The following is a 19,877-nucleotide window of genomic DNA, read 5'->3' as shown; positions in this document are numbered from 1 at the left end:
CCACCATGAACGTGATTCCTGATGCGACATCGGGACCCGCGTCCACCCCGCAAAGAAACAGTTCTTGCCAAGTTTTCTTTTCCTCTGCGACCTTTGCGTCCTCTGCGCCTCTGCGTTGAAGATCTTGATCTTGTGTACTAAGCCGATGCGGCCACGCCGAACTCGTCGCGGCACAATGCGATCCAGCCCTCGATCCACTCCGCCGCCTCGTCTTCCGGTAGGGTGCCCGCGCTGGCGTCGTGCAGCATGATGTCGCCGATGCGCCGCGCGCCGAGTTCCGCAAGGATGCGGTCGAAGCGCCTGCCGCCATTGCAGAAAGTTTCGGCATAGGTCATGTCGCCCAGCGCGATGACGCCGTAGCAAACGCCGGCCAGGTCGGGGCGGACGGTCTGCAGGGACTCGTAGAGTTGTTTCGCGTTGTCCGGCACGTCTCCCTGGCCGTAAGTCGAGGTGCAGATCAGGAACAATCCGCCCGGCTCGAACACGCGGACGTCGAGTTCGTCCATGAGCTTCGTATCGATGCGCACCCCCTCGCCGTCCAACCGCAACTCGATCTCCTGCGCCACCAGATGGGCAATGCCGGTCATGGTGCCGACCAGGATCGTCAATTCAAGCGCCATCGCCTTGGTCCTGTTTCAGGTAATGGTTGAAATTCTACCAGTATGCATTATCATGCAATAAAGCAGTGTTGTCGGCAATATAATGCATATACGATAGAGGCTTCGGTTTGGGCGCACGCGATCCGGCGGCATCGGGCAGGGAATCAGCAAGTTCGGCGGCGAAAGAGGCCGCCTTTCTGAACCGGCTGGGCGAGCGCGTGCGCGATGCGCGCGCGCGGCGCGGACTGACGCGCAAGGATCTGGCGCGCGACTCCCGGGTATCGGAACGTTATCTGGCGCAACTGGAAGCGGGCCACGGCAATATTTCCATATTGCTGCTGCGCCAGATCGCCGCGGCGCTGGGCCTGGCGCTGAGCGATCTGCTCGAGGACGAAGAGCAATCGGTCGAACTGACGCTGATCCATCAACTCCTGCAGCGGCTTCCGAAACAACGCCTGGCGCGCATTCGCGCGCGCCTGCAAAGCGAATTCGGCAGCCCGGCAGCCGAGCGCAGCCGGCGCATCGCGCTGATCGGATTGCGCGGCGCCGGCAAGTCCACACTCGGCGCCGCGCTGGCACGCAAACTGGGCGCGGCCTTCATCGAACTCGACCGGGAAATCGAACGCGAAGCAGGGACGGGGCTTTCCGAGATTTTCCTGCTGTACGGCCAGCAGGGCTACCGCCGCTACGAGCGCCGTTGCCTGGAGAAAGCCCTGGAAGCCCACGAGCGTTGTGTCATCGCGACCGGCGGCAGCATCGTCTCCGAGCCGGGCACTTACGATCTGCTGTTGTCGACCTGCTTCACGGTCTGGCTCAAGGCCGAACCCGAAGAGCACATGGCCAGAGTCGTTGCGCAAGGCGACACGCGCCCGATGGCCGGCAACGCACAGGCAATGGAAGATCTGCGCCGCATCCTGCAGGGACGCGGCATGCTTTACGCACAAGCCGATGCCGTCGTGGACACGGCCGGGAGCACCGTCGAACAAAGTCTGCGGACGCTGAAAAAATCGCTGCCGTCCGCGGCGTGAGAGAGGAAGCCATCATGAGCGCAGTCATGGAAAGCGCGACGTCCGGCTCGCAGCCGCGCGTCGACTACGAAACGCGTCCCGGGCAGTATCGCCACTGGAAGCTGGGTTTCGACGGACATACCGCCACGCTGGCAATGGACGTAAGCGAAGACAAAGGCATCAAGCCCGGCTACAAGCTCAAGCTCAATTCCTACGACCTCGGCGTCGATATCGAGCTCTACGATGCGCTCAACCGCATCCGCTTCGAGCACCCCGAGGTGAAGTGCGTCGTAATTACCAGCGCCAAAGAGCGCATGTTCTGCTCCGGCGCGAACATCTACATGCTCGGACTGTCGACACATGCCTGGAAAGTCAATTTTTGTAAATTTACCAACGAAACGCGCAACGGCATCGAGGATTCCAGCCGCGCCGGCGGGCTGAAATTCCTCGCCGCGGTGAACGGCACGGTAGCCGGCGGTGGCTACGAGCTGGCGCTCGCCTGCGACGAGATCCTGATGATCGACGATCGTTCCTCGACTGTGAGCCTGCCGGAAGTGCCGCTGCTCGGCGTGCTGCCCGGAACCGGCGGACTGACGCGGCTGACCGACAAGAGAAAGGTGCGTCGCGACCTGGCCGACGTATTCTGCTCGACATCCGAGGGCGTACGCGCCGATCGCGCGAAACAATGGAAACTGGTGGATCACATCGCGCGACCGCAGCAATTCATCGATGCAGTAAAGGGACGTTCAACCGCACTGGCCGCGCAGAGCCGCCGGCCAGGCACCGGTCAGGGTATCGCGCTGGTGTCGCTGGCGCGCACCATCGACGACGCGGGATATCACTACGGCCATGTCGATGTCGCGATCGACCGCAAGGCGCGCACGGCAACCATCACCGTGTCGGCATCTGCACAACAGCAGCCGCGGGATCTTGCCGGCATCCATGCCGCCGGTGCGCGATGGTGGCCGCTGGAAATGGCTCGGGAACTGGACGATGCCATCCTGATGCTTCGCACCAACGATCTGGAAATCGGCACCTGGATACTGAAGACGCGCGGCTCCGCGGACGCGGTACTGGAATGCGATGCGGCGTTGATGAAGCTTCGGGACGACTGGTTCGTGAGCGAAACGTCCGCTTTCCTGCGCAGGACGCTCGCGCGTCTGGATGTGTCGTCGCGCACGCTGTTCGCCATCGTCGATCAGGGCTCCTGCTTCGCCGGCACGCTGGCCGAACTCGCCTTCGCCGCGGATCGCAGCTACATGCTTCAGCTATCCGAGGGGGGAGTCGACGCCCCGTCCATCGTTCTGTCGGAGATCAATTTCGGTCCGGTGCAGATGGTGAACGGACTCGGCCGCCTCGCCAATCGCTTCTGCGGCGACTCGCAGCCAGTCGATGCCGCGCGCGCGCAGATCGGCAGACGGCTGGATGCCGCCGCCGCAACGAGACTCGGCCTGGTCACCTATGCACCGGACGACATTGACTGGGACGAGGAAGTCCGCATTGCGATCGAAGAACGCACCAGCCTGTCGCCCGACGCGCTGACCGGCATGGAAGCGAATTTACGCTTCACCGGGGTGGAAACGATGGAGACACGCATTTTCGGGAGGCTGACCGCTTGGCAGAACTGGATTTTCAATCGCCCCAATGCGGTCGGCGAACAGGGTGCGCTGAAAGTGTTTGGAACCGGCAGCAAGGCGAAGTTCAACTGGGAACGTATTTAAGGCAACTTCTCAACGCAGAGGCGCAGAGAAAACCAGGAGGACGCAGAGGAAAGACAGAACGAAATTTTCGTTGAGGGGTGGCCACTAGGTTGCATTCAAGTGTGCGAACTGACTTGATCACCATCGACCAAATCTTCCTTTGCTTTTCTCTGCGTTCTCCGCGTCCTCTGCGCCTCTGCGTTGGGTGTAAATGAGGTGAAGCATGAGTGTTAATTATTCGGAACGGATTCCCAACAACGTCGACCTCGCGAACGACCGCACGCTGCAGCGCGCGCTCGAACACTGGCAGCCGAAATTCCTCGACTGGTGGCGGGAGATGGGGCCGCACGACTCCGCGTCGGTCGATGTGTATCTGCGTACGGCGATCGGCGTGGATGCACAAGGCTGGGCGAGTTACGGCTCGGTGAAAATGCCGGACTACCGCTGGGGAATTTTTCTCGCGGACCGGACGCCGGAGCGCACCATCGGATTCGGCGACCACTTCGGCGAACCCGTCTGGCAGCAAGTCCCGGGTGAACTGCGTTCGCAGTTTCGCCGCATCATCGTCACGCAGGGCGACACCGAACCGGCATCGGTGGAGCAGCAGCATCGGCTCGGTCTCACCTGCCCGTCGCTGTACGACCTGCGTAACTTGTTTCAGGTCAACGTCGAGGAAGGCCGGCATCTCTGGGCGATGGTCTATCTGCTGCACGCCCACTTCGGCCGCGACGGCCGCGAGGAGGCGGAAGAACTGCTGTCGCGGCATTCGGGCGACGTCGACAAACCGCGCATCCTCGGTACGTTCAACGAACCGATCAGCGACTGGCTGTCGTTCTTCATGTTCACCTACTTCACCGACCGCGACGGCAAGTTCCAGTTGAAGAGCCTGGCCGAGTCTGGGTTCGATCCGCTGGCACGCACCTGCCGCTTCATGCTCACCGAGGAAGCGCATCACATGTTCGTCGGCGAGTCCGGCGTGGGCCGCGTGGTGAAGCGCTCGCTGGAAGCGATGAAGGAGCTCGGCAGCGACGACCCGCAGGCAGTTCGCAATCACGGCGCGATCGATCTGCCGACCATCCAGCGCTACATGAATTTCTGGTTCACATCCTCGCTCGACTTGTTCGGCTCCGAAGTCTCATCCAACGCCGCGAGTTCGTTCGCCAGCGGCATCAAGGGCCGGCCGGATGAAACGCGATACGAGGACCACGTTTGCAGCGATTCGACGCTCACGCTGGAGACACCGCAAGGCCAGGAGGCTGTCAGCCTGCGCAACGCCATGAACGAAGTGATGCGCCAGTCCTACATCAAGGATTGCGAGATCGGCATCAAGCGCTGGAACATGCAGATCCAGCGCGCAGGCCACGATTTCCGCCTTTCGCTGCCGAGCCCGCGCTTTCGTCGTTCCATCGGTGCCTGGGCCAGTGTGCCGACCGACCCGCAAGGCAAACCGATCGGGCGCGAGGAATACGAGCAGCGCATGCTGGAATGGATTCCCGGGGAATCCGACCGCGCCTTCGTGCACAGCCTGATGAAGCGCGTCGTCGAACCGGGAAAAATGGCGCGCTGGATCGCGCCGCCGGATCGGGGCATCAACAATCTGGCGGTCGACTACGAGTACGTCAGACTGAACTGATCCTGCCCAAGGTCAGGCGGGACGATGAGTGCGCCGGTAATGGCCCTGCTCGATCTCCTGAAGGATAGTTGCGCCTTTCGGCTGCCAGCCGAGTTCGGCACGCGAGCGCTTCCCCCTCACGCGGCTGTTCGATCCGAAGGATGAATGCGCCTTCGGGCCGAGCCCGGTTTCTGCGTCCTGCGGAGACCATTCCCTGGTTTTTCCGCCAAAGCCGAGCATGCGGCTGATGGAGGCCGCCACGTTCTTCAGCGCTTCCTCGCCGTTCTCCGCGTAGTACAGCGCGCCTGCAGGCGCTTTCTGCAGCGCGAGCAGATAGAGTTCGACGACATCGTCGATGTGCACGTTGGCCCATATATTCTCGCCCTTGCCGATGTGCAGGCCGATGCCAGCCTTCTTCGCGTTCTCGATCAATGCCGGCACCTGTGCACTTTCCTTGCGCGCGCCGCGGCCTTCGCCATAGATCATGGTGGGACGTATCACCACCGAACGCACGCCCTGCTTCGCCGCATCGAACACGACCTGGTCGATCGCGGCCCGCTGCTGCATGCGCGGTATGGTCGGAGTAAAGCTGGAGTATTCGTCGTAGATCGAGTCGCTGCGCTCGCCGTTCGTCACGGTGGCAACGATTCCCGACCCGCTGGTATGTAGGAACGGTTTTCCGGAACCGCGCAGGGCTGAGGCGATGGCTTCGACAACCTCGGCGTGATTCGCTTCGGCCGTGTCGATGACGGCGTCCGCCTCCCGCGAGGCACGTGCAATCAGGTCGGCGTCATCAAGACTGCCGAGCACGGCGCGCATGCCACGGGCCTGGAGTTCCTTGGCGCCGGTTTCGGTGCGGACAAGGCCGCTGATGACGTGGCCCTCCCGCAGCAGGCACTCCGCGACCGATCCGCCGATGTAGCCCGTCGCACCCGTCATGAAAATCTTCATCGCCGTCCCTTCAAACAATCGACGCCGCGATTCTACAACTGGCTGAGAATCACGGCGCCGGAACAGCTGCTCATGTCAACCTGTCAGGAACGCTCTTCGAGTACGCCCATGCGGCCGGAGAGATAGTCGTCACGCGCCTGGATGATTTCCTCGCGGGTGCTCATCACGAACGGACCCCAGGATACCACCGGCTCGTCGATGGGCTCGCCGGCCAGCAGCAGGATGTCGAGGGCTTCCGTTGTCGTCACCTGCACACTGCCGCCGTCACCGCGATACTCGACCAACTGGTTGGTCGTGAAGTTCACGCCCGAGGAGCGGCCGCTGCCGCGAACGGCATAGACGTAGGCGTTGAAATTCGCAGGGATCGCCAGCTCCACGCTGGCGCCTGCCTCGAGCTTCACATGCGCCACGATGATCGGCGTGTAGGTGCGCGCCGGACCGCGGAGCAGGGGCCCCGCTTGCGGGGATGCGACCGGGGAGGCGCGCGTCGCCCGCACGTTCTGGCTCGACGACGAACCCCCTTCCTCTGCGTGCGGGCGCGCCGGACCGCGCACGCCGAGGAGTTCGCCCGCCACCACGCGCGCTTCGCCGCCGGCAAATTTCGCGACAGCGAACTTTTCCGCAGGCAGATCCTGGTAGTGCGGCGCTTCCATCTTGAACTTGAGCGGCAGGTTGACCCACAGCTGCACGCCCTCCAGCACACCGCCGGTTCGCGCGAATTCCTTTTCGCGATACTCCGCGTGGACGATGCCGGAACCGGCTGTCATCCACTGCACGCCGCCCGCGCGCAACAGGCCGTGCCCGCCGGACGAATCATGGTGCTCCATCGCGCCTTGGAACAGGAAAGTCACGGTTTCGAAACCACGGTGCGGGTGCGGATTCAACCCGCCTGCCTCGCCGGGGCGAATGCGATCGGGTCCGAAGTGGTCGAGCATCAGGAAAGGGCTCGCGTAGTCGAGCTGCGGGCCCGGAAAGGGACGCAGCACATCCAGACCCGGCGCCGGCTGCGCATGATGGCTGTCCACCACGCGCAGCGCTGTCCTGGGTCGGGTTCGCGTCCGGGTTGCAACCATCGTATCCATGATCTGTTCCTCTCGCTTTAATTCAGGTCGAACAACAACACTTCGGCCTTGTCACCGTTATCGATGACGATTTCGGATTCGCCCTCGATCTTGAGCGCATCTCCCGACCCGAGCGGCTGACCATTTACCTTCACACTGCCGCGTGCAACGTGCACGTAGGCTTTGCGATCCCGGGCAAGCCGATGCGTCACTTGCTCATCGCCGTCCACAAGCGTGGCATAAAGTTGCGCATCCTGATGAATCTTGACGGATCCGTCGCGGCCATCCGGCGAGGCGAGCAAACGCAACCTGCCGCGCTTTTCCTCGGGACCGAAGAATTTTTGCTCGTAGCCGGGCTTGATACCGAGCTCATCCGGTTCGATCCAGATCTGCAGGAAGTGCACGCTGTTCTTCGGCGAGGGGTTGTACTCGCTGTGGAATACGCCGGTACCCGCGCTCATGCGCTGCACGTCGCCGGGACGGATCACCGAGCCGGTGCCCATGCTGTCCTTGTGCTCCAACTCGCCGTCGAGCACGTAGCTGATGATCTCCATGTCGCGATGCGGATGCTTGCCAAAACCCTGGCCCGGCGCGACGCGATCTTCGTTGATCACGCGCAGTGGCCCGAACCCCATGTTCTTCGGGTCGTAGTAACCCGCGAAGGAAAACGTATGGAAGCTTTTCAGCCAACCGTGGTCGGCAAATCCGCGCTCGCTGCCTTTTCTCAAGGCGTTCATTTGAATCTCCCGTTGGGTCCATGCCACCACCGGCAAGGCCTTTTTCAGATGCAACCAATATAGGGGCGGCAGGGCGACATTGTTAGCGGGAGTATTCGAACCATTGTGTCGAAATTTTCGAATGGCCGGTCCGGCGCACTCCCTCGCAGCCGGAGATCGCCGCAGTTAACCGAAATTGAGCCAGCCTTCCGAAATCAACACGGAACTGCCGCCGACTCGCACGGCTGTGATCCGTCCGGCGGTAACGTCGGCCTCGAGTTCGAGCAGAGACGGCCGGCCCATCTCGAAGCCTTGTTCGACAAGCCAGCGACGGGAACCGTCGCGCGGTTCCTGGTCGTGCAGAAAACCGGCGAGTGCGGAGGCTGCGCTGCCGGTGGCGGGGTCTTCCGCGACGCCCATCGCCGGCGCGAACATGCGTGCATGGATCTGAGCGTCCTTCGATTTCGTATCGGTCGTAAACGGAAAAACGCTCCTGGCCCACCAGCCGGACAACAGTTTTTCCCAGAGGTCGGTGCGCAGCCTGGCGCGCGCGATGGCCTCACGATTGCGCACCGGCAGGAACAGGAACGGTACGCCACAGGACCAGGCGGCATGGCCCGGCAGCAGGTCCGCCTCGGGTAGCGACAGCATGGCCGCGAGATCTGCGCGCGACGGCGGCTCGGGACCGCGCTCCGGCATCTTCGGAACCGACATCTGCGTGGAACGCGGTCCGTCATTTCCGGACCGCACCTTGACCGGCACATCACCGACGCCTTCTTCCAGCACCATGACCATTTCCGCCGGATTCATTTCGACGAGATCCAGCCTGGCGAGCAGATAGCTGGTGCCCACAGTCGGATGCCCGGCAAAAGGCAATTCGACCTGAGGTGTGAAAATGCGCAGCTTCCTGCGATTGCCGCCGGCCTTCGCCGGCTTGAGAACGAACACGGTTTCGGACAGATTGAATTCGGCCGCGATGGTCTGCATGCGTTCGCCACTCAGCGTATCCGCATCGAGCACGACCGCGAGCGGATTGCCCCCGAAGGCGGTGTCTGTGAAGACGTCGAGGGTGTGGAAGTGGTAGCAAGACACGATGGTGAAGGCGTGAAGGGGGAAGGGTGAAGGATCAATAGCCAATAGCCAAGAGCCAAGAGCGTTTACCCTTCCCCCTTCACGCCTTCGGCCTTTACGACCTCACCCTTCACGCGCAGCAACCGCCTCGATCTCGACCAATATCTCCGGCTTCACGAGTCCGGGGACTACCAGCAGCATCGAGGCCGGACGCGCTTCGCCAAGGTAGCGTGCACGCACGGCAACGTAGTCCTTGATGTCTTCTTCGCGCACCAGATAGTGAGTGACCTTCACCAGGTCTTTCACGCCCATGCCCGCTTCCGCGAGAATCGCCAGCACGTTTTTCCACGCCTGTTCCGCCTGCGCGGTGATCCCTTGCGGATAGGTGCCATCCGGCATCAAGCCGGGTGTGCCCGCAGTGAAAACCCATTTCGCCGATGCAGGGGCTTCGACGCCGTCGCTGTAAGTACCGATCTTGTGCGCCACACCGATGTTGAGCAGCTTGTTCATTCGGCTTCCTCCCGGGTTTTGATTTGTCCGCGGACTATAGCTAAAAAAAACGGCAAGGGCCTTCGCACTTGCCGCCTTCAATCCGAACGCGATGATGCGGTGCTTACAGTTCCTTATGCGGCGCAGTGATCGGACCGCTGCCACCGGCTGTCAGAGGCACGCCTGTTTCATCCGCCTCGGCCATGTGCACCTTGCGCATCAAGACAGTGTAGACGGTCGGGATCACGAACAACGTCAGCAACGTACCGACGACCAGTCCGCCGACAATGACCCAGCCGATGGCCTGGCGGGATTCGGCACCGGCACCATGCGCCAGGGCGAGCGGAATAGCGCCGAGCACCATGGCGCCCGTGGTCATCAGAATCGGGCGCATACGTAAAGTCGCAGCTTCCACGACCGCCTCGAACTTCTCCATGCCTCTACTGCGCAGTTGGTTGGCGAACTCGACAATCAGAATGCCATGCTTGGTAATCAGGCCGACCAGCATCACCAGGCCGATCTCGCTGTACACGTTCAGCGTGCCGCCGTGACCCATCAGCGTATTGATCCACATTGCCAGCAGTGCACCGATTCCCGCCAGCGGCACCGTGAACATGATGACCAAGGGTCCGACGAAGCTTTCGAATTGCGCCGACAGCACCAGATAGATGAACACCAGCGCCAGCGCGAAGGTCAGCAGCAGCTGGCCGCCGGCTTCGCGGAATTCGCGGGCCTGCCCGTCGAGGTCGGTCAAGGTCCCCGCGGGCAATTCCTGCTTGACCGTCGCGTCGATGGTTTCGAGCGCCTGACCGAGGGTATAGCCCGAAGCCACGTTGCCGTTGATGACGGCGGCACGAAGCTTGTTGAAGTGGTTGAGTTCCTTCGGCGCAACGGCCTCACTGATCTTGACCAGGTTGGAAAGCTGCATGAGCTGGTCGTCGCGGCCGCGCACGTAGATGGAAGTCAGGTCGGTCGGCTGCATGCGCTTGCTGTCTTCCAGCTGGACCACGACGTCGTATTGCTTGCCCTCGTGCTTGTAACGGGTCACGTCGCGGCTGCCGAGCAGCGTCTGCAGCGTATGGCCGATGACGTCCATCGACACGCCCAGGTCCGACGCCTTGTCGCGGTCGATGTTCACCGCCAGCTGCGGCTTGTTGAGTTTCAGGTCGGTATCCAGCGCGGTGATGCCCGGATACTCGCGCAACTTGGCCATGACCAGGTTCACCTTCCCCTGCAATTCCTCGAAACTGTTGCCATAGATGACGTACTCGATCTGCTTGGTCAGCAGGCCTTGTCCCAGCGACGGCGGATTCAGGGCGAACGAGAGCGCGCCGGGCAAGCCACCGTAGAGCTTCGGCCCGAGTTCCTTCGTAATGTCCAACTGGCTGCGTGTGCGTTGGCTCCATGGCTTCAATACCGCAAAGGCGACGCCGAGATTGACCGGGTTCGGCCGATCCAGCCCGGGCGCAACCACGGCAAACATGGTGGTGATTTCCGGGATCTTGCTGGTGATGCCTTCGACGACGTGCATATAGCCGTCGGTGTAGGACATGGTCGAGCCTTCCGGAGCAACCACGAAGGCGAGGAACAGGCCGCGATCTTCCACCGGCGAAAGTTCTGATTTCAGTTGCATGAACAGAAACACGATGCCGCCGAGAACGGCGATGAACGCCACGCCGATCACCCAGCGATGCCGCAGCGTTGCGCGCAGGATCGCGCGGTAGCCGTTGTTCATGCCTTCGAAGAAGCCCTCGGTGTAGGTGTAGACCCTGCCATGTCCGGGCTTCAGCAGCTTCGAGCACATCATCGGCGTGAGCGTCAGTGCGACGAAGCCGGAAACGATCACCGACGTCGCCACCGTCAGCGCGAACTCGGTGAAGAGTTTCCCGGTATTGCCCGTCATCAACGAAAGCGGCGTGAACACCGCGGCCAGCGTGATGGTCATGGCAATGACGGCGAAGCCGATTTCCTTGCTGCCCTGGAAGGCCGCTTTCCTCGGTGCCATGCCTTCCTCGATGTGGCGGTGGATGTTCTCCAGTACCACGATGGCGTCGTCCACCACCAGGCCGATCGACAGCACCACGCCGAGCAGCGTCAGCGTGTTGATCGAAAAGCCCATCGCCTTGAGGAAGGTGAAGTGGCCGATCACGGAAACCGGGATGGCAACAGCGGGGATCAGGGTCGCGCGCGCGCTGCGCAGGAAGATGAAAATCACCAGCACCACCAGGATCAGCGCCTCGACCATGGTCTCGAAGACCGCCTTGATCGATTCTTCGATGAAGATCGAGGTATCCACCGCGATCCACGCCTTCATCCCGGGGGGCAGCGTGGCCTGCAGCCGCGGCAGCACCGCTTTGACCCCGCGCGCCACTTCCAGCGTGTTGGCGGTCGATTGCTTGACGACACCGAGGCCGATCGCTTCGTTGCCGCCGACGCGCACGATCTTGCGGTTCTCGTAAGGCCCCGGGACGGCGTGGCCGACGTCCTTCAGACGAATCGGGTAGCCGTTCGTCGAGATGATCATATTGTTGAAATCTTCCGGCGACCGCAGGTCGGTGCGCGGCTGGACGGTGAATTCGCGCTGCGTGCTCTCGATGCGCCCGCCAGGAGATTCGACGTTCTGGTTAATGAGCGCGTTCTCGACGTCCTGAACAGTCAATCCTTGCGCCGCGAGCCGCTCCCGGTCGAGCCAGACCCGCATCGAGTACTTGCGCTCGCCGCCGATGATGACCGACGACACGCCGGGCAGGGCCTTGAGCGGGTCCGTCAGGTAGCGGTCGGCGAAATCGGTGATCTCCATCGGCGACTGCCGATCACTGCTGACCGCAATCCAGATGATGGCTTGCGCGTCCGCTTCGATCTTGGAGACTACCGGTTCGTCGATGGTCGCCGGCAACTGCTTACGGATGCGGGAGACGCGGTCGCGAACGTCGGCTGCTGCAGCATCGACTTCGCGGCTGGTCAGGAAGGTGATCGTGATCTGGCTGACTTCCTCCCGGCTGTTGGACTTGATGGTCTTGATGCCTTCGATACCGGAGAGGGAATCTTCCAGCGGCTGCGTGACCGCGCTTTCGATCACCTGCGCCGTCGCCCCCTTGTACACTGTGCGCACCGAAACCACCGGTGGGTCGATGTTCGGATATTCGCGCACGGCCATGCGCGAATAGGACAGGAAGCCCATGAGCACGATGACCAGGCTCATCACCGTGGCCAGAACCGGCCGCTTGATCGAAATTTCGGAGAGAATCATCGTCCCGCCCCTGAATGGATTGACGTCGCGTTCAGCTCTTGGCCGCCGGAGCGGCCGGCACAGCCGGCGGTGCTTCTATCACGCTTACCGGCGCACCGTCCTTGAGCTTCATCTGTCCGTCGGTGATGACCATGTCGTTCGCCGCCAACCCTTTCAGTATTTCCACCGTGCCCGGCGCGCGGTTGCCGATATCGACTTTGGTCAGCGCAGCCTTGCCGTCCACCACGCGGAATACAAAACTATCCTTGCCCTGCGGCCAGATGGCCTGCTCGGGAATGACCACCGCATTGGGACGGCTCTCCAGCGTAATCACCACGCGAACGAACATTCCGGGCTTGAGCTTGAACCCCTTGTTCGGGATGCGGGCCCGCATCGCGATGGTACGGGTGCGCTCGTCGACCACCGGTTCCACGGCATAGACACGCCCTTTGAATTCTTCGCCGGGATAAGCATCCAGCCGCACCGAGATTTCCTGGCTGGGGCGGATCTTCGACAGATAATTTTCCGGGATGCGGAAGTCGACCTTGATGGAGCTGACATTTTCCAGCCGGACGATGTCGCTGCCGGCTTTGACATAGGCACCGGGACTGACCTGACGCAGGCCGAGGATGCCGGAGAAAGGCGCGCGGATCACCGTCTTCGCCACTCGGGATTCGGCTTCATCGACATGGGCCTTGAGGCGCGCTACGTTGCCCACTTGGACGTCCAGCGCATCCTTGCTGATGAAGTGCTGTTCGTACAGTTCCTTGGTACGGACCAGGCGTTGCTCTTCGGTCTTCAGATCCGCGCGCTGGGCTGCCGTTTGCGCTTCGTATTCGGTGCTGTCGATCGTCACCAGCCGCGTGCCGGCGCTGACCGCCTGGCCTTCCTGGAAATGCAGTCCGACGATGCGGCCATCGATTTCGGGACGGATGATCACCGACTCTTCGGCAAGCAAGGAGCCGACTGCGGAGACATCGTCAGATATCCGGGAAATCCTCACCGCCTCTGCCTTGACCGGCAATCCGGGTTTGGCCGCGGCGGCGGTCGCCGGTGTGGCAGGTTTGCCCGCATCGGCCGCTTTTGCCGCATCGGTCTTGGGCGCGTCGGTCTTCTGCGCGGCGGCAGTCGCGTCGCTCTTCGAGCCGCAGCCGGAGATCAATGCCGCGGTGACCAGCGCCGTCAGAATCGTTACATTACGAGTGGTCGGCGTATGCACAACGTATCCCTGAATGGTCCAGTCGATGGCCGGTTGCAGCCGCGTCGACCAGTTAAAAAATTATTGCCAGCGATAAAAAATCCTCGCTGGCAGCGGGCCGTCGGAGATGTTGTTGGATGCGAGACTATCCCGGCGGCGTTTTTTGCTGACTGATTAGTCAGTTATTTATGAATAATAGCCGAGTTTTTCGGTGGCCACCATGAGAATTTCGCTGGATGCACTGCTGGTTTTGGATTCCATCTCCCGTAACGGCAGCTTCGCTGCGGCAGGAGAGGAATTGCACCGCGTCCCCTCGGCCATCACCTACACCATCCAGAAGCTCGAGCAGGACCTCGATGTCAGGCTGTTCGACCGCAGCGGCCACCGTGCGCGCCTGACCGAAGCCGGCGAGGCGCTGCTGCGCGAAGGACGCCATCTGCTGCGTGCCGCGACCGACCTGGAATGTCGCGTCAAGCGCGTCGCGACCGGCTGGGAGAGCGAACTGCGCATCGCGATCGACGACCTGGTGCCGACGGAGCGCCTGTTTCCGCTGCTGAAGGATTTCTATCGCGAAGCGTCCGGCACGCGCCTGCGCTTGACGATGGAAGTGCTGGGCGGCTGCTGGGATGCCCTCATGAGCGGACGGGCCGACATGGTCATCGGGGCGCCTGGCGATGCGCCGCCGGAAGGACTGCTGGCCGTCGAAGCGATGGGAAGTTTCGAATTCGTCTTCGTCGTCTCGCCCGACCATCCGCTCGCCGCGCTGGACGAGCCGTTGTCTGCACAGGACATCCTGCAGCATCGCGCCGTGTCGGCTGCCGACACATCCCGCAATCTGCCGCCGCGCACGTCGGGATTGCTCGACGGACAGGACGCCCTGACCGTACCTACGATGCGTGCCAAGGTCGCCGCGCAGATCGCCGGGCTGGGCGCGGGTTACCTTCCTCTGCCTTGGGCGGCGCCCCACATCGCAGCGGGGCGGCTGGTGAAAAAAGAAGTCGAGGGATCGAAATCGATGACCAACGTCTACCTGGCGTGGCATCCGCGCCAGGCCGGCAAGGCACTCAAGTGGTTTCTCGATCGCTTGCGCGACAAGGCGATCCAGCAATACGTTCTCGGCGAATCGGGGACTTATCCCTCGGCCGACGGCTGACGTTTTATTCCAACTTGCCGCGCCTCGTCGCCGGACAGACGCGGTGCACGGCCAGCGATTCCCGCGCCGATCTTTCCTGTTCGATCTCCACCCGCACACGTTCCATGTTCAGCGCGGCGATGCCATCGAGCAACCGCGCCAACTGGTCGGCAGCCGGCAGGCCCGGCTCGAGATACATCCCGACGCGCCCGCGGAAGATCGCCGTGGCGGTCCCGCTCAGTCCGAACATGTCGAACAGCCCGCGGCTGTTGCCATGGACCCGCGCGATAGCAACGCCGGGATGCTTTTTAAGGACATCGCTGGCAAGCGCGGAAAATGTTGCCGCGTCGCCATCCCCTTCGACAAAGCCGATCACCGCCGTGTCGTTGTCGGACACGAAACGATCGAAACCAGTTTCGTCGAGGACGGTCGGCGCCATGAACGTCAGGAAGGCGCGCCGGCTTCCGCGGCTTCCTGCGCCGCGATATCGCGATGCACTTCCGCCATGTCGATCTCCTGCACTTTCTTGATCACGGCTTCCAGCCCCGACGCCGGCAATGCCCCCGGCTGGGAAAACAGGATCACTTTCTGGCGGAACACCATCAGGGTCGGGATCGAGCGGATCTCGAAGTGTCCGGCCAGCTCGGGCTCCTCCTCGGTGTTCACCTTGGCGAACACCACGCCCTCGTGCTTTTCGGAAGTCGCTTCGAATACCGGCGCGAAACTGCGGCAGGGGCCGCACCACGGCGCCCAGAAATCCACGATGACCGTATCGTTGCCGGTCACCACCTGCTCAAAGTTATCCTTGGTCAATGCAATCGTCGACATAACCGGGCTCTCCTTGGCAGCCCTTCGATTCTGTAGGTATTCACACTATGTAATGGCTTGGTCGTGAAGATCAACCCCGCCTTACATCGTCGGCGGGCGCGAACCGGCCGAAATGCAGCAGGATCGCCGGCAGCACCAGCAGATTGAGCAGGGTCGAGGTGGCCAGTCCCCCGACAATGATGGTGGCCATCGGCCCTTCGATCTCCCGTCCGGGCTCGCCGCTGCCGAGCGCGAGCGGCATCAGCCCCAGCGCGGTAACCAGTGCCGTCATCAATATCGATGGCAGGCGCTCGGCGGCGCCACGCAGTGCGGTATCCGCATTCCACGGCAGCCGCTCCACTTCCACCAGGTGCTGGTAGTGCGATACCAGCATGATCGAGTTGCGCAGCGTGATGCCGAACAGCGTGACGAAGCCGACCAGCGAGCCGAGCGACATCCACCCGCCGCTGGCGAATACCGCGATCACGCCGCCGATCAACGCGAACGGCAGGTTCACAAAGGTGATCAGCAGATTGCGCAGATTGTTGAAGGCGATATAGAGCAGCAGGAAGATGCCGATGCCCGCAAGCGCCGAATGCAGCAGCAGATCGGACCGCGCCTGCGCCTGGGCCTGCGCCGTGCCGGCATAGGCGACGTAATTGCCCTCCGACAGCTTCACTTGCGCGACGATACGGGCGCGGGCGGTGCGCTCGAATTGCTCGATGTCACGACCCTCCGCGCTGGCCGTCACGGTCTGGATGCGACGCCCGCCGGCATGCAATATCTTGTAGCGCCCGCCGGTCATCTCAATGTCCGCAATGTCGCCCAGCCTGATGAGCCGGCCGTCGGGATTGCGCAACGGCAGCGCGGACACTTCGTTGATGCGGTTGCGGTGCGACGGTTCCAGCACGACCACCAGATCGATGACCTGGTTGCCGCGGAAGATCTGCGCCGCCTGCACACCTTCATAAGCCGTCTGTACCGCTTCCAGCACGGCCAACGGTTGCAGGCCGAGTGCGGCGACGCGCTCATGGCGCAGGCGAATGGACAACTGCGGCGCGCCAGGCTGTGCCTGAATCTGTATGTCGCGCGCCCCCGGTACCTCGGCGAGTTCCGAGGCAATCGCCAACGCGTCGCGGTCCAGCAGGTCGAGCGATGATCCATAGAGATTCACCACGAACGGCGCGGCATAGCCGGTGATGGTTTCCTCGATGCGCTCGGTGAGGAAGGTGTTGACCGCGAAGGTCACGCCTGGAAAGGCGCCACCGCGTTGCCCCGAGAGCGTTTCCCGGATCTCCTGCAGGATGCGCGCCTGTTCGTTGCCCGGCAGCGCGCCAATCTCGACTTCGAATTCGCTGTAGTGCGTGCCAAACGTGTCGGCGCCGTTCTTCGAACGGCCGACCCATTGCGCCACCGACTGGACGCCTTTGATCGAACCGATTGCCTTTGACACTTTCTGGCCGATGCGCAGGGATTCCGCTTCCGACGTGCCCGGCACCGACGACATATGCATGATGTAGTGGCCCTCGCGCAGCGCCGGAATGAATTGCCCGGCGAACAGCGGCAACAAACCGATGCCGATCGCGATGACGATGCCAGTCACGCTGATCACGCGTCCCGGATAACGCTCGATGCGGCCGAGTACCGATAAATATTTCGGTTTCAGCCAGCGCACGAATGGCGGATCCTCGGTCTTGAGCTTCGCACGCGCCAGCAGCAGGTAACACAATGCAGGCGTCAGCGTCACCGCGATCAGCAGTGACGCGAGGATGGCGAAGATGTAGGCAAGCCCGAGCGGAGCAAACAGCTTGCCGGCAACGCCGCCCAGCGTCAGCAGCGGCACGAACACCAGCGCCACGATGAACGTGGCGTACACCACCGAGCTGCGTACTTCCACCGAGGCAGCCAGCACGACTTCCCAAACCGGTTGCGGCTGCAGCGAAGCGCGGTTCAGCCGCAGGCGCCGGAAAATGTTCTCGGTGTCGATGATCGCGTCGTCCACGACTTCACCCAGTGCGATCGCCAGCCCGCCCATCACCATGATGTTCAGCGTTACATTGAAATAATCCAGGACCAGAACCGCGGCCAAAAGCGAGACCGGTATCGCCGTGGCACAGATGAATGCAGTGCGTGTGTTGAACAGGAACAGGAACAGCACGACGACCACGAGCAGCGAACCGATGAGGATGTCGCGCTGGACATTACGCACGGCGGTTTCGATGAAATTCGCCGGACGGAACAGCTGCGGATGCAGTTTGACACCTTCCGTCTCCAGCAGCGGCTTGAGTTCGGCCGCGGCCTTTTCCAGATCCTGCGTGACCGCATGCGTATTCGACCCAAGCTGGCCCTGCACCATCATGAACACGCCGGGCGTGCCGTCGATGGCGGCGGCACCGATCGACGGCGCGGCGCCCTCGACGACTTTCGCAAGATCGCCGATGCGCACCGCACGGCCTTCCCGGTAGGCGAGCACGGAACGCGCGACGTCGGCGACCGCGTCCGGTTGCACATCGACCTGCAGCAGGATGTGCTGGTTCGGCGTTTTCACAAAACCGGCGCCGGCCACACCGGTCGCCCGACTTGCCGCGCCGACCACGTCCTCCAGCGCCATGCCGTAGCGATGCAGTTTTTCCGGGTCGACCTGGATCTGCCATTGGCGCACGTCTCCGCCGAACACGTTGACCTCCGCCACACCGCGCACCGCCAGCAGGTGCGGACGAATCACCCAGTCCACCAGCGTGCGCAATTCCATGAGGCTGCGATTCTCGGAAGTGATGCCGATACCGAGGACGGTGCTGGCCGATGAAGTGAGCGGAGTCATCGCAGGCACGATGCCCTTTGGCAGTTGCGTCGGCAGAGCGGCCAGACGCTCGCTCACCACTTGCCGGTTGCGGTAGCTGTCCGATCCATCCTGAAAGAACACGTGGACGACGGACAAACCGGGAATCGACTGCGAGCGCAGGCTCTCGAGTCCGGACACGCCGGACAGCGCGTTCTCGATCGGCTGGGAAACCTGGGTCTCGACCCGTTCCGCGGACAGTCCCGGCGCCTCGGTCTGAATCACGACCTGGCTGGGCGAAAACTCCGGGAACACGTCCAGGTGCGCCCGGGACAACGTGAACAGTCCGTAAACGACGATCGTGAGCGCCAGCGCGACGATCACACCGGGATAGCGGATGGACTGGCGGACTATGTACGAGATCAAGATTTAAGGAAATTCAAAGGCGTTGAGGTCCTCAATCTTCGTTTTCATTGCGTATCTGATACTTGAGTTCCTCGGAGAGCAGCAACTGCGCGCCGCTGACGACGACTTCGTCAGCTTCGTCGAAGCCCGTCGTGTTGAACCAGCCGCCTTCCATTTCGTCCGTGGTGGAAACCCCGAAGCGGGCAAAGGTCTGCTCGTCGTCCTTCACGTAGGCCCAGGCTTTGCCGGCATGCCAGACCACCGCAGCCGATGGCACGATCACGCCGCTCACCGGAGCGCCGCCCATCCTGATGCGCGCCGCGACCCGCATACCGGCGCGGAAGCCGCCGCCGTTCACCAGATAGAAATAGGTCTCGCCGGGAAACGCCGGATCGATCTGCGGCGAATCGGCGACAAAGCTGGCCGGATGCGGATTCTCGCGTGCCATCGCCGGCGCGACTGCAACCTTTGCGTGCGCGGTTGCGCGAGGAAGGTCGTACGGAAACACGAGTTGCACCAGAAATGCCGATTGTTGCAACAGCGACCGGATCGTCTGCGAATCGGGATTGGTGGCCCAGCCGGTTATGCTTGCACCCCACGAGCCGCGAATCGCATCGCGGATGCTTTCCGCAGCCTGGTCTGCAGCCGCCTGCCGCGCCAGCTCGGCACGATAGCGCCCTTCAGCAGACTTCAGCGCCTGCTCCGACACGTTGCGGTCGTCGCGAAACAGCGTTTCCATGCGCCGATACTCGGATTCTGCCGCGGCAAGCGTTGCTCGCGAGGCCTTCGACTCGGCAGTCGCGGCAAGGTAACGGCCGCGCAATTCCACGAGCGGCTGCAGGTTCGCCACGATGCCGTAAACCTCGAAGGCGGCTTCCCGCTTGGCGGACTTCAAGGCTTGCACGGCTATACCGGCGGCTTTCTGGCTTTGCGCCGGAATGCGCACGACCGAGCGCCCGTCTTCGACCCCCGCCGTCGAGATGGCCTTGATCTGGTCTTCGTGTTTTTCGGCCTGCATACCCAACTCGTCGCGCGAGTAGTAAATCAGAGCCCACGACAACAGCGTGATGACCACTGCCATCACCGCGATGGCGGCTTGAGCGGGGCGCAACTTCATGAAT

16 protein-coding genes are annotated in these 19,877 nt (G+C 62.4%); 4 read left to right on the top strand and 12 right to left on the bottom strand.

Annotation, left to right across the window (positions count from 1 at the left end; translation table 11 throughout):
- Positions 1–137: 137 nt before the first annotated feature.
- Positions 138–620, bottom strand: a complete 483-nt coding sequence (locus HY067_07315; protein ID MBI3527762.1) for a flavodoxin domain-containing protein — start codon at positions 618–620, stop codon at positions 138–140.
- Between the two features lie 107 nt (positions 621–727).
- On the opposite strand from HY067_07315, the gene HY067_07310 reads away from it, so the two are divergent.
- The 3 genes from HY067_07310 to boxB all read left to right on the top strand — a co-directional run bounded on the left by HY067_07310 (position 728) and on the right by boxB (position 4,939).
- Positions 728–1,627 (top strand): helix-turn-helix transcriptional regulator, encoded by a 900-nt coding sequence (locus HY067_07310; GenBank protein MBI3527761.1) that lies wholly within the window; start codon positions 728–730, stop codon positions 1,625–1,627.
- 14 nt (positions 1,628–1,641) lie between these two features.
- On the top strand, positions 1,642–3,327 hold the full coding sequence (locus tag HY067_07305; GenBank protein MBI3527760.1) for a benzoyl-CoA-dihydrodiol lyase: 1,686 nt from the start codon (positions 1,642–1,644) through the stop codon (positions 3,325–3,327).
- Between the two features lie 202 nt (positions 3,328–3,529).
- Positions 3,530–4,939, top strand: coding sequence for a benzoyl-CoA 2,3-epoxidase subunit BoxB (gene boxB / locus HY067_07300; GenBank protein MBI3527759.1), 1,410 nt, complete (start codon positions 3,530–3,532; stop codon positions 4,937–4,939).
- A gap of 12 nt (positions 4,940–4,951) precedes the next feature.
- Here boxB and HY067_07295 read toward each other — a convergent pair whose 3' ends face one another.
- The 7 genes from HY067_07295 to HY067_07265 form a co-directional block, all read right to left on the bottom strand.
- A complete protein-coding gene (locus tag HY067_07295; protein ID MBI3527758.1) occupies positions 4,952–5,869 on the bottom strand; it encodes an NAD-dependent epimerase/dehydratase family protein in 918 nt (305 codons plus the stop codon).
- Between the two features lie 83 nt (positions 5,870–5,952).
- Entirely contained in the window at positions 5,953–6,951 is a 999-nt protein-coding gene (locus tag HY067_07290) for a pirin family protein (protein MBI3527757.1), read from the bottom strand.
- A gap of 17 nt (positions 6,952–6,968) precedes the next feature.
- Positions 6,969–7,667: a pirin family protein gene (locus tag HY067_07285; GenBank protein ID MBI3527756.1), complete on the bottom strand. Its 699-nt coding sequence runs from the start codon at positions 7,665–7,667 to the stop codon at positions 6,969–6,971.
- Between the two features lie 165 nt (positions 7,668–7,832).
- Positions 7,833–8,738, bottom strand: a complete 906-nt coding sequence (locus tag HY067_07280) for a PhzF family phenazine biosynthesis protein (protein MBI3527755.1) — start codon at positions 8,736–8,738, stop codon at positions 7,833–7,835.
- Between the two features lie 102 nt (positions 8,739–8,840).
- Complete coding sequence (locus tag HY067_07275; protein MBI3527754.1) at positions 8,841–9,227, bottom strand: RidA family protein; 387 nt, start codon at positions 9,225–9,227, stop codon at positions 8,841–8,843.
- Positions 9,228–9,330: 103 nt separating this feature from the next.
- Positions 9,331–12,456, bottom strand: a complete 3,126-nt coding sequence (locus HY067_07270) for an efflux RND transporter permease subunit (GenBank protein ID MBI3527753.1) — start codon at positions 12,454–12,456, stop codon at positions 9,331–9,333.
- A gap of 31 nt (positions 12,457–12,487) precedes the next feature.
- The gene (locus tag HY067_07265; GenBank protein ID MBI3527752.1) at positions 12,488–13,654 is read right to left on the bottom strand and encodes an efflux RND transporter periplasmic adaptor subunit; all 1,167 of its coding nucleotides are present in this window, start codon (positions 13,652–13,654) and stop codon (positions 12,488–12,490) included.
- Positions 13,655–13,853: 199 nt separating this feature from the next.
- Between HY067_07265 and HY067_07260 the strand changes: the two genes are divergently transcribed.
- Complete coding sequence (locus HY067_07260; protein ID MBI3527751.1) at positions 13,854–14,786, top strand: LysR family transcriptional regulator; 933 nt, start codon at positions 13,854–13,856, stop codon at positions 14,784–14,786.
- Positions 14,787–14,790: 4 nt separating this feature from the next.
- Here HY067_07260 and HY067_07255 read toward each other — a convergent pair whose 3' ends face one another.
- The 4 genes from HY067_07255 to HY067_07240 form a co-directional block, all read right to left on the bottom strand.
- Positions 14,791–15,204 (bottom strand): hypothetical protein, encoded by a 414-nt coding sequence (locus tag HY067_07255; GenBank protein ID MBI3527750.1) that lies wholly within the window; start codon positions 15,202–15,204, stop codon positions 14,791–14,793.
- Positions 15,205–15,209: 5 nt separating this feature from the next.
- On the bottom strand, positions 15,210–15,593 hold the full coding sequence (gene trxA / locus HY067_07250; protein ID MBI3527749.1) for a thioredoxin: 384 nt from the start codon (positions 15,591–15,593) through the stop codon (positions 15,210–15,212).
- Positions 15,594–15,663: 70 nt separating this feature from the next.
- The gene (locus tag HY067_07245; protein ID MBI3527748.1) at positions 15,664–18,777 is read right to left on the bottom strand and encodes an efflux RND transporter permease subunit; all 3,114 of its coding nucleotides are present in this window, start codon (positions 18,775–18,777) and stop codon (positions 15,664–15,666) included.
- A gap of 31 nt (positions 18,778–18,808) precedes the next feature.
- Entirely contained in the window at positions 18,809–19,873 is a 1,065-nt protein-coding gene (locus tag HY067_07240; protein MBI3527747.1) for a hypothetical protein, read from the bottom strand.
- Positions 19,874–19,877 lie beyond the last annotated feature (4 nt).

This window comes from Betaproteobacteria bacterium, from assembly GCA_016194905.1.
GTDB lineage: Bacteria > Pseudomonadota > Gammaproteobacteria > Burkholderiales > JACQAP01 > JACQAP01.
Note: the sequence above shows the minus strand (reverse complement) of the source record. Positions and strands in the feature narration are given on the sequence as shown.